This window comes from Actinotalea solisilvae, assembly GCF_016464425.1.
Lineage (GTDB): Bacteria > Actinomycetota > Actinomycetes > Actinomycetales > Cellulomonadaceae > Actinotalea > Actinotalea solisilvae.
Genome location: NZ_JADDKQ010000001.1, coordinates 437,189 through 451,923, shown reverse-complemented (window position 1 = coordinate 451,923; position 14,735 = coordinate 437,189). Strand labels below are relative to the sequence as shown.

General features: G+C 75.9%; 16 protein-coding genes. 15 read left to right on the top strand and 1 reads right to left on the bottom strand.

All coding sequences use genetic code 11. The features are described from left to right. Positions 1–9 precede the first annotated feature (9 nt). The 3 genes from JIG38_RS02005 (at position 10) to hisF (ending at position 2,073) form a co-directional block, all read left to right on the top strand. Complete coding sequence (locus tag JIG38_RS02005) at positions 10–303, top strand: hypothetical protein (RefSeq protein WP_199421793.1); 294 nt, start codon at positions 10–12, stop codon at positions 301–303. 109 nt (positions 304–412) lie between these two features. Beyond that, positions 413–1,303: an FKBP-type peptidyl-prolyl cis-trans isomerase gene (locus tag JIG38_RS02000; protein WP_307844452.1), complete on the top strand. Its 891-nt coding sequence runs from the start codon at positions 413–415 to the stop codon at positions 1,301–1,303. A 2-nt stretch (positions 1,304–1,305) separates the two neighbouring features. After that, the gene (gene hisF / locus JIG38_RS01995; protein ID WP_199421792.1) at positions 1,306–2,073 is read left to right on the top strand and encodes an imidazole glycerol phosphate synthase subunit HisF; all 768 of its coding nucleotides are present in this window, start codon (positions 1,306–1,308) and stop codon (positions 2,071–2,073) included. Positions 2,074–2,099: 26 nt separating this feature from the next. On the opposite strand, the gene JIG38_RS01990 is transcribed toward hisF, so the two are convergent. Further along, positions 2,100–2,741, bottom strand: coding sequence for a TIGR03085 family metal-binding protein (locus JIG38_RS01990; protein ID WP_199421791.1), 642 nt, complete (start codon positions 2,739–2,741; stop codon positions 2,100–2,102). A gap of 64 nt (positions 2,742–2,805) precedes the next feature. Here JIG38_RS01990 and JIG38_RS01985 point away from each other — a divergent pair, with 64 nt between their 5' ends. From JIG38_RS01985 to lgt, 12 genes are all read left to right on the top strand, one after another. Continuing rightward, positions 2,806–4,788 (top strand): ABC transporter ATP-binding protein, encoded by a 1,983-nt coding sequence (locus JIG38_RS01985; RefSeq protein WP_307844450.1) that lies wholly within the window; start codon positions 2,806–2,808, stop codon positions 4,786–4,788. After that, positions 4,785–6,614 carry an ABC transporter ATP-binding protein gene (locus JIG38_RS01980; protein ID WP_372419678.1) on the top strand — a complete coding sequence of 610 codons (1,830 nt, stop codon included), beginning with the start codon at positions 4,785–4,787 and terminating at the stop codon, positions 6,612–6,614. Before JIG38_RS01985 ends, JIG38_RS01980 begins: the two co-directional genes overlap by 4 nt. A gap of 71 nt (positions 6,615–6,685) precedes the next feature. Further along, the gene (hisI, locus tag JIG38_RS01975) at positions 6,686–7,075 is read left to right on the top strand and encodes a phosphoribosyl-AMP cyclohydrolase (RefSeq protein ID WP_199421789.1); all 390 of its coding nucleotides are present in this window, start codon (positions 6,686–6,688) and stop codon (positions 7,073–7,075) included. Continuing rightward, positions 7,072–8,649, top strand: coding sequence for an anthranilate synthase component I (locus JIG38_RS01970; protein WP_307844449.1), 1,578 nt, complete (start codon positions 7,072–7,074; stop codon positions 8,647–8,649). The genes hisI and JIG38_RS01970 overlap by 4 nt, the downstream gene beginning before the upstream one ends. Continuing rightward, positions 8,646–9,248: a Trp biosynthesis-associated membrane protein gene (locus tag JIG38_RS01965; RefSeq protein WP_199421788.1), complete on the top strand. Its 603-nt coding sequence runs from the start codon at positions 8,646–8,648 to the stop codon at positions 9,246–9,248. The genes JIG38_RS01970 and JIG38_RS01965 overlap by 4 nt, the downstream gene beginning before the upstream one ends. 109 nt (positions 9,249–9,357) lie before the next feature. Next, complete coding sequence (locus JIG38_RS01960; protein WP_199421787.1) at positions 9,358–9,642, top strand: HGxxPAAW family protein; 285 nt, start codon at positions 9,358–9,360, stop codon at positions 9,640–9,642. Between the two features lie 25 nt (positions 9,643–9,667). Next, positions 9,668–10,054 (top strand): CD225/dispanin family protein, encoded by a 387-nt coding sequence (locus JIG38_RS01955; protein WP_199421786.1) that lies wholly within the window; start codon positions 9,668–9,670, stop codon positions 10,052–10,054. Between the two features lie 25 nt (positions 10,055–10,079). Continuing rightward, the gene (locus JIG38_RS01950; RefSeq protein ID WP_199421785.1) at positions 10,080–10,475 is read left to right on the top strand and encodes a DUF2752 domain-containing protein; all 396 of its coding nucleotides are present in this window, start codon (positions 10,080–10,082) and stop codon (positions 10,473–10,475) included. Between the two features lie 97 nt (positions 10,476–10,572). After that, the gene (gene trpC / locus JIG38_RS01945; protein ID WP_199421784.1) at positions 10,573–11,379 is read left to right on the top strand and encodes an indole-3-glycerol phosphate synthase TrpC; all 807 of its coding nucleotides are present in this window, start codon (positions 10,573–10,575) and stop codon (positions 11,377–11,379) included. A gap of 59 nt (positions 11,380–11,438) precedes the next feature. Then, positions 11,439–12,659, top strand: a complete 1,221-nt coding sequence (gene trpB, locus JIG38_RS01940) for a tryptophan synthase subunit beta (RefSeq protein WP_199421913.1) — start codon at positions 11,439–11,441, stop codon at positions 12,657–12,659. Further along, a complete protein-coding gene (gene trpA / locus JIG38_RS01935; protein ID WP_372419676.1) occupies positions 12,656–13,507 on the top strand; it encodes a tryptophan synthase subunit alpha in 852 nt (283 codons plus the stop codon). Before trpB ends, trpA begins: the two co-directional genes overlap by 4 nt. A 37-nt stretch (positions 13,508–13,544) precedes the next feature. Then, on the top strand, positions 13,545–14,618 hold the full coding sequence (gene lgt / locus JIG38_RS01930) for a prolipoprotein diacylglyceryl transferase (RefSeq protein ID WP_372419698.1): 1,074 nt from the start codon (positions 13,545–13,547) through the stop codon (positions 14,616–14,618). Positions 14,619–14,735 lie beyond the last annotated feature (117 nt).

Below are 14,735 nucleotides of genomic sequence, written 5' to 3'. Positions count from 1 at the left end.
GCTGGAGGCATGCTCCTGCTGGACGCCCTCGCCTACGACCCGTCGACCACCGTCCTCACGGCCACCTACGCGACCCCGAGCCGCACACGCTGGGCGGCGTACGAGTACCGCGGCGTCTCGCCCGAGCTCTACGAGCGCGTGCGCTGCGCCGGCCTGCGACGCAAGCAGGTCATCGCGGAGCAGGTCGCGCCGGACCACGCGTGGCGCCGCGTCGGCTCGGGCGGGTGGCACGCCCCCACGGAGACCGTCCCGGACGTGGCCCCGGAGGTCCCGGGCCGGAGTGTCGTCGCCGCCCGCTCCTGAGCGGTCGGGGCGGACGCCCGGCGGTCCGGGCGGGCGCGCGGGGCCGGCTCCCGCGGCCGTTACAGTGGTCCGCCGTGGGCGGTCGCCCGCGTGCAGAGGAGGGATCGCCGTGCGCCGTCGTGCCCTGGCCCGCATGGGTGCCGCGCTCGTCGCGACCGCGGCGGCCCTGAGCGCCGCGGCCTGCACCCCCGAGCCCGAGCCCGCGCCCGAGGTCACCGTCACCGGTGAGCCCGGCGCGATGCCCGACCTCGAGTACGAGATGCCGCTCACGGTCGTCGAGCCCGTGGTCGAGGTCGTCTGGGAGGGCACGGGCCCGGAGCTCGTCGACGGCCAGCCGATCCTCGTGGACTACCTCGCCGAGGCGGGCGGCGACGGGGCCGTCGTGGGCGAGACCTACAGCGGGGAGCCCAAGGCGTACCTGCTCACCGCCGAGGCCCTGGGGATCGACATCTTCGAGGCGCTGCGCGGGCAGCGGGTGGGTGCGCGTGTGCTGCACCTCGTCCCGCCCGCCGAGGGCCAGTCGGCGCCGACGGTGGCCGTCTTCGACCTCCTGCCGACGCGTGCCGACGGCGAGCCCGTCCCCCCGCGCGAGGGCATCCCCACGGTCGAGCTCGGCGAGCACGGCGCGCCCAGCATCACGATCCCCGCGACCGAGCCGCCGGCCGACCTGGTCGTCCAGCCGCTCCTGCGCGGGTCCGGGCCCCAGGTGGCCCCGGGCCAGGTCATCACGGTCCAGTACACCGGCGTGCGCTGGTCGGACGGCTCGGAGTTCGACTCGAGCTGGGGCCCGGGCAAGCTCCCGGCGCCGTTCCCGATCGGCGTCGGCTCGGTCATCGAGGGCTGGGACGCCGGCCTCGTCGAGCAGACCGTCGGCAGCCAGGTCCTGCTCGTCGTCCCGCCGAGCCAGGGCTACGGCGGCACCGACAACGAGCTCGCGGCCGAGACGCTCGTCTTCGTCGTGGACATCCTCGCCGCCAGCGGCGGCCCGACGGAGGGCTGAGCATGGCTCCCGCCGTACGCGTCGTCCCGTGCCTCGACGTCGACGCCGGACGCGTCGTCAAGGGCGTCAACTTCGCCGACCTGCGCGACGCGGGGGACCCGGTCGAGCTCGCGCGCCGGTACGACGCCGAGGGCGCGGACGAGATCACGTTCCTCGACGTCTCGGCGTCGTCGGGCAACCGCGAGACCACGTACGACGTCGTCCGGCGCACCGCGGAGCAGGTCTTCGTCCCGCTCACCGTCGGCGGCGGCGTGCGCTCGGCCGACGACGTCGACCGCCTCCTGCGCGCGGGCGCCGACAAGGTGGGCGTCAACACCGCTGCGATCGCCCGCCCCGAGCTCATCTCCGAGATCGCGGAGCGCTTCGGCAGCCAGGTGCTCGTCCTCTCGGTCGACGCGCGGCGCGCCGTGGACGCCCGGACGCCGTCGGGCTACGAGGTCACGACCCACGGCGGCCGCCGCGGCACGGGGATCGACGCGGTCGAGTGGGCCGTGCGCGCGGTCGAGCTCGGTGCGGGGGAGGTGCTGCTCAACTCGATGGACGCGGACGGCACCACCGCCGGCTTCGACCTCGAGATGTTCGCCGACGTGCGCCCGCGCGTGCGCGTGCCGCTCATCGCGAGCGGCGGCGCGGGCACCGCCCAGCACTTCGTCGACGCCGCGCTCGCCGGTGCCGACGCGATCCTCGCCGCGAGCGTCTTCCACTTCGGCACGCTGACGATCGGCGAGGTCAAGGCCGCGCTGCGCGAGGCGGGCGTCGCGGTCCGCTGACGCGCCTGCGCCGCGCGGGCGTACCGTCAGCGGGCGTCGCGCCGCGTGAACGCCGCGACGGCGGCCGGGTCGCCCTCGACCTCGACCCGCGCGGCGCCGCGCCGGCCGAAGGTGTGCAGCACGACGTCGTCGAGCGCGCCCCGCACCACGACCTCCCCGCGGCCGCGCGCCGGGGCGGCGCGGACCTCGCCCTGCGGTGCGGCGAGCACGACGCCGACGGGGGAGCGGGCGTGCGCGAGCCGGGCCATGCGACGCAGGTGGTGCCACAGCGCCGCGGCGTGCTCGGTCGATCGGCTCCGCGCCGGCGCCGCGGCGCCCAGGACGCCGCGCCGGACGTCCTCGGTGTGGACGAAGAGCTCGAGCAGGTTCACCGTGTCGCCCGCGAACCGCATCGGGTGGCGGCGTGGGGGCCCGTCCGCGAGCCGCGCCACGAGCGCCGCGTAGTTGGCGGGCGACGCCGAGCGGTGGCCGAGGTCCTGGATCGCCGCCTCGGCGCGCGGCGCGAGCGCCGGCACCGCCGCGCCCGCGGCCACGAGGGACGACTCGCGCAGCACGACGTGCGCCGCGAGGTGCTCGGTGCGCCAGCCCTCGCACAGGGTGGGCGCGCCCGGCCCGGACTCGGTGAGGGCGTCGACGAGCGCGGAGCGTTCCAGGGGGTTCCAGGGCATGGGTCCATGGTCACATGCGAGGATGGGTCATCCCCCGACGAGAGATGGGAAGGACTGCGTCCGCGTGCGCTCGAATCGTTCCAACGAGGTACCGGCCGACGCGCCGCGCCGCGCCGAGCTGACCGGCGGTGCCGTGCGTCGCTCGGTGCAGCTCATCGTGCGCGGCATCCGGAGCCAGCCGCGCACGTACCTCCTCGCCATCTCGACGTCGGCGGTCTTCGGTGCCGCGATGGTCGGCGTGAGCCAGGCCCTCGGGGCGGTCACGGACAGCGTCGTCGTCCCGGCGCTCGAGGGGGACGGCGACGCGCGCGGGCGCGTGTGGCTCGCGGGTCTCGCGCTGCTCGGCGTCGCCCTCACGCTCGCGCTGGCCGTCGCCGGCCGGCGCATCTTCGCGGGCGTCGGCTACGCGGACATCCAGGCCGACCACCGCCGCGCGGTCACGCGCCAGTACCTCCGACTGCCGATGTCGTGGCACCGCCGCCACCCCACGGGCCAGCTCCTGTCGAACGCGAGCTCCGACGTCGAGGCGGCGACGGGCGTGTTCAACCCGCTGCCGTTCGCGCTCGGCGTGGTCGTGATGATCGGCGTCGCCGCGGTCGCCCTCCTCCGCGTCGACGGGTGGCTCGCGCTCACCGCCCTCGGCGTCCTGCCGCTCGCGGTGCTCGCCAACGTCGTCTTCCAGCGCGCGATGTCGCCCGCCGTGACCCGCGCGCAGCAGCTGCGCGCCGAGGTCGCCGACGTCGCGCACGAGAGCTTCGAGGCCGCGCTGCTCGTCAAGTCCCTCGGCACCGAGGACCGCGAGGAGCGGCGGTTCGCCGAGCGCACGCGGACGCTGCGCGACGCGAACATCCACGTCGGGCGCGTGCGCGCCGTCTTCGACCCGGTCATCGAGCTCCTGCCCAGCCTCGGGACCCTGCTCGTCCTGCTGGTGGGCACGGCCCGGGTCGCGGCGGGCGCCGTCGACACCGGCGACGTCGTCTCGGCCGCCTACCTCCTGACGATCATGGCGGTCCCCGTGCGGGCGTTCGGCTGGGTGCTCGGCGAGCTCCCGCGCGGGCTCGTGGGCTACGACCGCATCGCGCGCGTGCTCGACGCGCCGGTGACCATGCCGCCCGGCTCGACCCCGCTGCCGCCCGCCCCGACCGGGGCGCGCCTCACGCTCGAGGGCGTCGGCGTGCTGGTCCCGGGCGAGGACGGCCCCCAGCCCCTGCTGCACGACGTCGACCTCGAGCTCGCCCCGGGCCGCACCGTCGCCCTCGTGGGCGTGACCGGCTCGGGCAAGACGACGCTCGTGTCGCTCCTCGCGCGGCTGCGCGACCCCGACGCCGGCACGGTCCGCCTCGACGGCGTCGACCTGCGCGACGTCCGGCCCGCCGACCTCGCCGCGCAGGTCGCGCTCGTGCCGCAGCACGCGTTCGTCTTCGAGGACACGGTGCGCTCGAACGTCACGCTCGCCGACGCGGACGACCCCGACGCGCCCGACGACGACGCGGTGTGGGACGCGCTGCGCCTGGCCCGCGTCGACGGCGTCGTCCGCGCGCTGCCCGGCGGGCTCGACGCGCCGCTCGGCGAGCGCGGCGCCAACCTCTCGGGCGGCCAGCGGCAGCGCCTCGTCATCGCCCGCGCGCTCGTCCGCCGCCCGCGGCTGCTCGTGCTCGACGACGCGACGTCGGCGGTCGACCCGCGCGTCGAGCAGGCGATCCTCACCGGCCTGCGGCGGGGTGGGGCCGCCGGGGAGGCGGCCGACGGCGCGCCGGGCGTGCCCACCGTCCTCATGGTCGCCTACCGGATGTCGTCCGTCCTGCTCGCCGACGAGGTCGTGCACCTCGAGGGCGGGCGGGTCGCCGACCGCGGCACGCACGCCGAGCTGCTCGAGCGGGACCCGGGCTACCGCGAGCTCGCGACCGCCTACCTCGCAGAGTCCGAGCGGCGCGCCGCCGAGCGCGGCGCCGACGACGACCTCACGGAGGACGACCTGCCCGAGGACGGGATGCCCGAGGACGACGTGCCCGCGCCCGCACGTGCCGGACGGGGGGTGGCCGAGTGAGCGCCGCGACGGACGACCGCGACGCGCCGGGCGCCGAGGGCGTGCGCCTCGAGCGCACCAGCGCGCTCGGGGCCATGGCCACGCTGCGGCGCGGCGTGCAGGTCTCGCCCCAGCTCGTCCAGGGCCTCGGCGTCACGGCCGCGCTCGCGGTCGCCGCGGCCGCGGGGCGCGTCGTCGTGCCCGTCGCCGTGCAGCAGACCATGGACACGGCGATCCTGGCGCCGGGCGGGCCGCAGACGGACCGGGTCGCGGTCCTCGTGGGCCTCGCGGCCCTGTGCCTCGTGGTCGCCGGGACGTGCTCGGCGCTCGTCAACATCCGGCTGTTCCGCAGCAGCGAGGCCGGCCTGGCCCAGCTGCGCGTGCGCGCGTTCCGGCACGTGCACGACCTCTCGGCGCTGACCCAGGGGACCGAGCGCCGCGGCAGCCTCGTCTCGCGCGTGACGTCCGACGTCGACACGATCTCGCTGTTCGTGCAGTGGGGCGGCATCATGCTGCTCGTCTCGGTGCTGCAGATCCTCGTCGCGACGGCGCTCATGCTCGTGTACTCGTGGCAGCTCACGCTCGTCGTGTGGGCGTGCTTCGTCCCCCTGTTCCTCGTGCTCCGGCCGGCGCAGAAGCGCGTGAGCGCCGCGTACGGCGTCGTGCGCGAGCGCGTCGGGGCGATGCTCGGCGCGATCTCCGAGGCGGTCGTCGGCGCCGAGACCATCCGGGCGTACGGGGTCGGCGGCCGGACGCAGCGCCGGATCGACGCGGCGGTCGCGGCGACGCGTGACGCCATGGTGCGCGCGCAGGTCCGCGTCGCGCTCGTCTTCTCGAGCGGGTCCTTCGTCGCGAACGCCGTGCTCGGCGCGGTCGTCGTCGTGGGGACCCTGCTCGGCGTCAACGGCGAGATCTCGGTCGGCGCGCTGCTCGCGTTCCTCTTCCTCGTCCAGCTCTTCACGGGCCCCGTGCAGATGGCCACGGAGATCCTCAACGAGCTCCAGAACGCCATCGCGGGCTGGCGGCGCGTGCTCGGCGTCATCGACACCGAGGTCGAGGTCGCGGACCCCGTCGGCGGCGGCCGGACGACCCCCCGCGGCGCGGCGCGCGTGGAGCTGCGCGGCGTGACGTTCGCCTACCCGGGCGGCCCGCCGGTGCTGCGCGACGTCGACCTCGACCTGCCCGCGGGCGCCAAGGTCGCCGTCGTGGGCGCGACGGGCTCGGGCAAGACGACGCTCGCCAAGCTCGTCACGCGCCTGGTGGACCCCGCGCGCGGGGCGGTCCTGCTCGACGGCGTCGACCTGCGCGAGCTGACGCTCGAGCACCTGCGCCACCGCGTCGTGCTCGTGCCGCAGGAGGGCTTCCTCTTCGAGGGCACCATCGCCGAGAACGTGGCGTACGGCGCGCGCGAGGACGAACTGCCGGACCGTGACGCGGCCGTCGCGCGCGCGTTCGCCGAGCTCGGCCTCACCGACTGGGTCGCGGACCTGCCGGACGGCGTGCACAGCGACGTGGGCCAGCGCGGCGAGCGCCTCTCGGCGGGCGAGCGCCAGCTCGTCGCCCTCGCGCGCGCCCACCTCGCGGGCGCGGACGTGCTCGTCCTCGACGAGGCGACGTCGGCCGTGGACCCCGCGACCGAGGTGCGCATCGCGCGAGCTCTCGACCAGCTCACGGCGGGCCGCAGCACGCTGACGATCGCGCACCGGCTGTCGACCGCCGAGGCGGCGGACATGGTGGTCGTGGTCGAGGAGGGACGCGTGGTCCAGGTCGGGCCGCACGACGCGCTGCTCGCGCAGGACGGCCCGTACGCCGCGATGCACGCGGCCTGGCTCGCCCAGACACGCTGAGCGCGGCTCGCGCCCGTCGGCCGGACGGACGCGCGGGGCGTCCGGCGGCCGGTGCGTGGCAGGATTCGCGGGTGCCCGGACCCGCTGCCTCCGCCCTCGACCCCGCCGTCGCCGCCCGCCTCACGCGGGACCCGAACGGCCTCGTGTGCGCCGTCGTGCAGGAGCACGCGACACGCGAGGTGCTCATGGTCGGCTGGATGGACGACGAGGCGCTGCACCGCACGCTGACGAGCGGCCGCGTGACCTTCTGGAGCCGGTCGCGCCAGGAGTACTGGCGCAAGGGGGACACGTCCGGGCACGCCCAGCACGTGCGGTCGGTCGCGATCGACTGCGACGGTGACGCGCTGCTCGTGCAGGTCGAGCAGGTGGGCGCGGCCTGCCACACGGGCGCGCGCACGTGCTTCGAGGCCGGCGGCGACCTGGGCGCCGTGGTCGGGTCGTCGGCGGAGGGCGCGCGGTGAGCGCCGTGCCCGCGGAGGCGCCCGAGGCCCACGCCCGCGCGGTCGGCGACCTGCCCTGGGGCACGACGTGGCCCGAGCTGCCGCTCTTCCGCGAGCTGGCCGGGGACCGGCGCGTCATCCCGGTCGTGCGCCGGCTCCTCGCGGACGAGGTCACGCCCGTGAGTCTCTACCGGACGCTCGCCCAGGGCCGCCCGGGCACGTTCGTCCTCGAGTCGGCCGAGGTGGACGGGACGTGGTCGCGCTGGTCCTTCGTCGGCGTCGCGTCGCGCGCGACCCTCACGGTCGCCGACGGGCAGGCCGCGTGGCTCGGCGACGTGCCCGTGGGGGTGCCGCGCGAGGGCGACGTGCTCGACGTGCTCGCGCAGACGCTCGAGGCGCTGCGCACGCCCGCGATCGGCGGCCTGCCGCCCCTCACGGGCGGCCTGGTGGGCGCGCTGGGCTGGGACGTCGTGCGGCACTGGGAGCCGACGCTGCCCGCCAAGGCGCCCGACGAGCTCGGCGTGCCCGAGCTGACGCTCTGCCTCGCGAGCGACCTCGCGGTCGTCGACCACGTCGACGGGTCCGTGTGGCTCGTCGCGAACGCGATCAACTTCGACGACACGGACGCGCGCGTCGACGACGCGCACGCCGACGCGGTCGCGCGGCTCGACGCGATGCAGGCGCAGCTCGTCGACCAGGTGCCCCTCGCGCCCGCCGTGCTCGTCGACGAGCCCGAGCCGCAGCTCGAGTTCCGCAGCCCGCGGTCGGAGTTCACGGCCGCCGTGCGCGCCGGCAAGGAGGCGATCCGCGAGGGCGAGGTGTTCCAGGTCGTCATCTCCCAACGCCTCGACCTCGACTGCCCGGCCGACCCGCTCGACGTCTACCGCGTGCTGCGGACCATCAACCCGAGCCCGTACATGTACTACTTCGCGCTCCAGGACGCGTCGGGCGCGCCGTTCGCCGTCGTGGGCTCGAGCCCCGAGACGCTGGTCAAGGTGACCGACCGCCAGGTCGTGACGTTCCCCATCGCCGGGTCGCGCCCGCGCGGCGCCACGCCGGCCGAGGACGCCGCGCTCGGGGAGGAGCTGCTCGCCGACCCCAAGGAGCGCGCCGAGCACATCATGCTCGTCGACCTCAGCCGCAACGACCTCGTCAAGGTGTGCGAGCCGACGAGCGTCGAGGTCGTCGAGCTCATGGCGGTCCGCCGGTTCAGCCACATCATGCACATCTGCTCGACCGTGGTCGGGCGGCTCCGCGAGCGGGCGACGTCCCTGCAGGCGCTCACGGCGACGTTCCCGGCCGGCACGCTCTCGGGCGCCCCGAAGCCGCGCGCCATCGCCCTCATCGACGAGCTCGAGCCCGCGCGTCGCGGCATCTACGGCGGCACGGTCGGCTACTTCGACTTCGCCGGCAACATGGACATGGCGATCGCGATCCGCACGGCCCTCATCCGCGACGGCCGGGCGAGCGTCCAGGCGGGCGGCGGCATCGTCGCGGACTCCGTCGAGGAGCTCGAGTACGCCGAGTCCCGCAACAAGGCGGCCGCGGCGGTCCGCGCGGTCCAGCTGGCGTCCCGGCTGCGCCCGGCGCGATGACGCGCGGCCCGAGCCGTCGCCGGACCGTGCTCGTGGCGCTCGGCGCCGGGGCCGCGGCCCTCGTCACGGGCACGGCCGTCTGGCTGCGCTCGGCGACGACGAGCCCGGTGGAGGGCGAGGTGCCGGTCGCGGTCGTCGGCTCCGTCGTCGCGCCCGGGGTCAACGCGGGCGGGCTCCTCGCCCTCGCCGCCGCGGTCGCCCTCGCCCTGGGCGGCCGGTGGGGCGCGCGGCTCGCGGGCGCGGGCATCCTGCTCGCGGGCGCGCTCGTCGTCGGCTCCGCCCTGGGCGGCCTGGCCGACCCGGAGCGGGCCGCCGCGTCCGCGGCGTCGGACGCGGTCGGCGTGGCCACCCTCACCGCCGACGTCGAGGTGACCGCGCTGCCCTGGCTCGCGGTCGCGGCCGGCGTGGTGCTCGTCGCCGCCGGGGCGTGGGCGCTCGCGCGGGCCGCGCGGTGGGCGGCACCCTCCGCGCGGCACGACGCCCCAGCCGCGCCCGCGGCGGGCGCGCCGGCCCGGCCTCGGGGGGCCTCGTCGGCGGACGCGCCGCCCGACGACCACGACTCCTGGGACGCGCTGTCGCGCGGCGAGGACCCGACCTGAGACCGTGCCGACGACGCCGCGCGGCACGCGGTGTCCACCGCCGCGCGCCGGGACGCCGTCGTGCGGCTGTTTCGCTAGGCTCTCGACCACTCCACGAAAGGCACGACGCATGCGTGAGACACACGACGGCTCCGGCGAGGTCAGCTACCTCCCGCCGGCTGCTCCGCCCCGCAACCACGGCCACACCACGGCCGCCTGGGTCACGGTGACCCTGGTGCTGGTCGGTGCGGTCGTGTCGTCGCTCGGCGTGGTCGTGGCCGAGGCGTGGTTGTTCTGGGTCGGCCTGGGTGTCGTCGTCGTCGCACTCGTCCTCGGACGCGTGCTGAAGATGCTCGGGTTCGGCCAGCCCGGCCAGCGTGCCGGGTCCCACGACGCGGACAAGGCCGCGGCGTGATCCCACGACACCCAGGAGAGAGTGCATGAGCACACCCCCCGGACCCCAGGACCCGAACCGCGCGGACCCGTACGGTCAGCAGCCGTCCTACGGCTCGACCCCGCCGCCCCCGTCGTACGGCGGCGGTGGCGGCGGCTACCAGCCCGCCGGCAGCCCGCCCCCGAACTACCTGGTGTGGGCGATCATCTCGGTGTTCCTGTGCTGGCCGCTGGCGATCCCGGCGATCATCTTCTCGACGCAGGTCAACACCAAGTGGGCCCAGGGCGACGCGGCGGGCGCGCAGGAGTCGTCCCGCAAGGCGAAGCAGTTCGCGCTGTGGGCGACCATCGTCGGCGCGGTCGGCCTGGTCCTCTACTTCGGCCTGCTCGCGGCGGGCGTCATGGCGGGCGGCCTGTCCACCACGACGTACTGATCCTCGGGACGACCCGCAGGACACCGTGCGACGAGCTCTCCTCGCACCCCTGACGATGGCCGCGGCGGCCTCCGCCGCGGCCATCGTCGTCGGTGCCTCGAACCCCTACGAGCCGGGCCACTTCCCGACGTGCCCGGTGCTCGCCCTCACGGGCTTCTTCTGCACGGGCTGCGGCACGCTGCGCGCGGTGCACAGCCTCGTGCACCTCGACCTCGCCGGGGCGTGGGACATGAACCCGCTCCTGCTCCTCCTCGCGCCCTTCGCCGTCGCGACCTGGGTCGCCTGGACGGTGCGCGCGTGGACCGGACGACCCCGCCGCTGGGCCGCGCCGCCCTGGGCGCTCACCACCGTCCTCGTGGTGCTCGTGGCCTTCACCGTCGGCCGCAACGTGCCGGCCCTCGCGCCCTGGCTCGCGCCCTGACGGTCCCAGCACGTGGGCGTGGCGGGGGCGTCCCGCGCGCGGCCCTACGATGGCCGGGACGGGTTCGCGGGGGTGGGCCCGCGGGGGAGGTGGCGACATGACGGTCCTCGAGGACATCATCGCGGGGGTCCGCGAGGACCTCGCCGAGCGTGAGGAGCGCGTGCCGCTCGCCGCGGTCAAGGAGCGCGCGGCGCGCGTCCCGGACGCCAAGGAGTGCCAGCTGCACGACGACGAGGCCGTGGCCGTCATCGCCGAGGTCAAGCGCTCGAGCCCGAGCAAGGGCGCGCTCGCCTCGATCGACGACCCGGCCGCGCTCGCCGCCGAGTACGAGGCCGGCGGCGCGACCGCCATCTCCGTGCTCACCGAGCAGCGCCGCTTCGGCGGCAGCCTCGCCGACCTCGACGCCGTGCGCGCCGCGGTCGACGTGCCCGTCCTGCGCAAGGACTTCATCGTCACGCCGTACCAGGTGTGGGAGGCGCGCGCGCACGGCGCCGACCTGTGCCTGCTCATCGTCGCCGCGCTCGAGCAGACCGTGCTCACCTCGCTCGTCGAGCGCGTGCACTCGCTCGGCATGACGGCCCTCGTCGAGGTGCACACCGTCGACGAGGTCAGCCGCGCGCTCGACGCGGGCTCGCGCTGCATCGGCGTCAACGCGCGCAACCTCAAGACCCTCGAGGTCGACCGGACGACGTTCGCGCGCCTCGCGCCGATGATCCCCGACGGCGTCGCGCGCGTCGCCGAGTCCGGCGTGCGCGGCCCGCACGACGTCATGGACTACGCGCGGTCGGGCGCCGACGCGGTCCTCGTGGGGGAGACCCTCGTGACGGGCCGCGACCCCCGCGCGGCCGTCGCGGACCTCGTCGCCGCCGGCGCGCACCCGTCCCTGCGGGCGGTGCGCCAGTGACGACGAGCGAGCACCCCGTCGACCACCTCGCCGAGACGGCCCCGGACGCGCCGGGCCCCGTGACGGCGGAGGCCGGCTCCGGGCCGTACTTCGGCGAGTTCGGCGGCCGGTTCGTCCCTGAGGCGCTCATCGAGGCGCTCGACGAGCTGGACACCGAGTACAGCAAGGCCAAGGCGGACCCGACCTTCGCCGAGGAGCTCTCCCGCCTGCACCGCACCTACACGGGCCGGCCGAGCATCATCACCGAGGTCCCGCGCTTCGCGCGGCACTGCGGCGGCGTGCGGGTGGTCCTCAAGCGCGAGGACCTCAACCACACGGGCTCGCACAAGATCAACAACGTCCTCGGCCAGGCGCTCCTCACCCGGCGCCTGGGCAAGAAGCGCGTCATCGCCGAGACGGGCGCCGGCCAGCACGGCGTCGCGACCGCGACCGCGGCGGCGCTCTTCGACCTCGACTGCACCATCTACATGGGCGAGGAGGACACGCGGCGCCAGGCGCTCAACGTCGCGCGCATGCGGCTCCTCGGCGCGACCGTCGTGCCCGTCACGACGGGCTCGCGCACGCTCAAGGACGCGATCAACGAGGCCATGCGCGACTGGGTGACCAACGTCGCGACGACGAACTACGTCTTCGGCACGGTCGCGGGGCCCCACCCGTTCCCCGCCATGGTGCGCGACCTCCAGCGCATCATCGGCGTCGAGGCGCGCCAGCAGGTGCTCGACCTCACCGGCCGCCTGCCCGACGTCGTCGCGGCGTGCGTGGGGGGCGGGTCCAACGCGATCGGCATCTTCCACGCCTTCCTCGACGACCCGTCGGTCCGGCTCGTCGGGCTCGAGGCGGGCGGCGACGGCGTCGAGACCGGCCGGCACGCCGCGACCATCACGGGTGGCGAGCCCGGCGTGCTGCACGGTGCGCGCTCCTACCTGCTGCAGGACGAGGACGGCCAGACCATCGAGAGCCACTCGATCTCTGCGGGCCTCGACTACCCCGGCGTCGGGCCGGAGCACTCGTGGCTCGCGGCGAGCGGGCGCGCCGAGTACCGCCCGGTGACGGACGCCGAGGCCATGGAGGCGTTCCGGCTCCTGTGCCGCACCGAGGGCATCATCCCCGCCATCGAGTCCTCGCACGCCCTCGCGGGCGCCATGGCGCTCGGCCGCGAGGCCGCGGCGCAGGGACGCACGGACGAGATCATCCTGGTCAACCTCAGCGGCCGTGGGGACAAGGACGTCGAGACGGCCGCGTCCTGGTTCTCGCTGCTCGACGAGGAGGCCGCCCGGTGAGCGCAGCGCCCGACGCCGCCCCCGCCACGACCGCGCCCGAGGTGGCGTCGCGCACCGCGGCGACGCTCGACCGCGTGCGCGCCGAGGGCCGCGCCGCGCTCGTCGGCTACCTCCCCGTGGGCTTCCCCGACGTCGACGCCTCGATCGAGGCGGCCCGCGCCATGGTCGACGCGGGCGTCGACGTCGTCGAGCTCGGCGTGCCCTACTCCGACCCCGTGATGGACGGGCCGCTCATCCAGCGCGCCGTCGAGCGCGCGCTGGCCGGCGGCGTGCGCGTCCGGGACACGCTGCGCGCCGTCGAGGCCGTGGCCGCGACCGGTGCGCCGGTGCTCGTCATGACCTACTGGAACCCCGTGGTGCGGTACGGCGTCGACGCGTGGGCGCGCGACCTCGCGACCGCCGGCGGCGCGGGCATGATCACCCCGGACCTCATCCCGGACGAGGCGGGGGAGTGGCTCGCCGCGTCCGACGCGCACGGGCTCGACCGGGTGTTCCTCGTCGCGCCGAGCTCGACGGCCGAGCGGCTCGCGACGACCGCCCGGGCCGCGCGCGGCTTCGTCTACGCGGCGTCGACCATGGGCGTCACCGGGACCCGGGCGTCGGTGGGCGCGGACGCCGAGCGCCTCGTCGCCGACACCCGCCGTGCCGGTGCCGAGCACGTGTGCGTGGGCCTGGGCGTGAGCACGCCCCAGCAGGCGGCCGAGGTCGGGCGGTACGCCGACGGCGTCATCGTCGGCAGCGCGTTCGTGCGCCCGCTGGTGGAGTCCGCGACCGCGGAGGAGGGCCGCCGCGGCCTCGCGCGTGTCGTCGCCGACCTCGCCGAGGGCGTCCGGACGGCGCGCGCGTGACGCTCCTGGCGCAGCCGGTGAGCACGCGGTGAGCGCCGTGCTCACGGGTCTCGTCGACCTCGCCGCCCCCGCGCTCGTGCGCCTGCCGACCGAGATCCCGAGCCCGCCCGAGCACACCTGGTACGTCGGCCCCTTCCCGCTGCGCGCCTACGCGCTCTCCATCATGGCCGGCATCCTCGCCGCCCTCTGGCTGACGCGACGGCGCTGGGTCGAGCGGGGGGGCCAGGCGGACACCGTGCTGGAGATCGTGTTCTGGGCCGTGCCGTTCGGCATCGTCGGCGGTCGCATCTACCACGTGCTCAGCTCGCCCGACGCGTACTTCGGCCCCGACGGCGACCCCGTGCGGGCCCTGTGGATCTGGGAGGGCGGCCTCGGCATCTGGGGCGCGATCGCGCTCGGCGCCGTCGGCGCCTGGATCGGCACGCGCCGCCAGGGCGTGCGGTTCGCGGTGTTCGCGGACGCCGTCGCGCCGGGACTGCTGGTCGCGCAGGCGATCGGCCGCCTCGGCAACTGGTTCAACCAGGAGCTGTTCGGCGGCCCGACGACGCTTCCCTGGGGCCTGCGCATCGACCCCGACGGGCCGACGTTCCCCGACGGCTTCCCGCCCGACACGCTCTTCCACCCCACGTTCCTCTACGAGCTCGTGTGGAACCTCGCGTGCGCGGTCGTCCTCGTCGTGGTCGACCGCCGCCTGCGGCTGGGGCACGGCCGCGTGTTCTTCCTCTACGTGATGCTCTACACCGTCGGCCGGCTGTGGATCGAGCTGCTCCGCATCGACCCCGCCGAGCAGGTGCTCGGGCTCCGCCTGAACGTCTGGACGTCGATACTGGTGTTCGTGGGGGCGCTGGTAGCATTCGTGCTGGTCGGACGTCGCCACCCCGGGCGCGAGACCACCGTGCAGGACAGTGCCACCGAGCAGGACGGTGCCACCGAGCAGGACAGTGCTGACGGGACGGCCGGTGCCGACGGCGCCGCCCACGACCCCGCGGCGCGCCCCGCCGTGGACGACCGGACGGACGACGAGCGCTCCGCATCGACGCCCTCGCCCGACCCGGGCTCCCCGACGTCGCGCGACACGGACGAGGCCACGACGAGCGCCGACCAGCGCTGACACGCGAGGCAGCACGCACCGGACGGGTGAGATATGTCACCCGTCCTCAGGGCAGACGAGGCCCCGGCCGCGCCGGTATCGTCTCCACGCTTTTGGGCCGACGGCGTCCCGGTACTT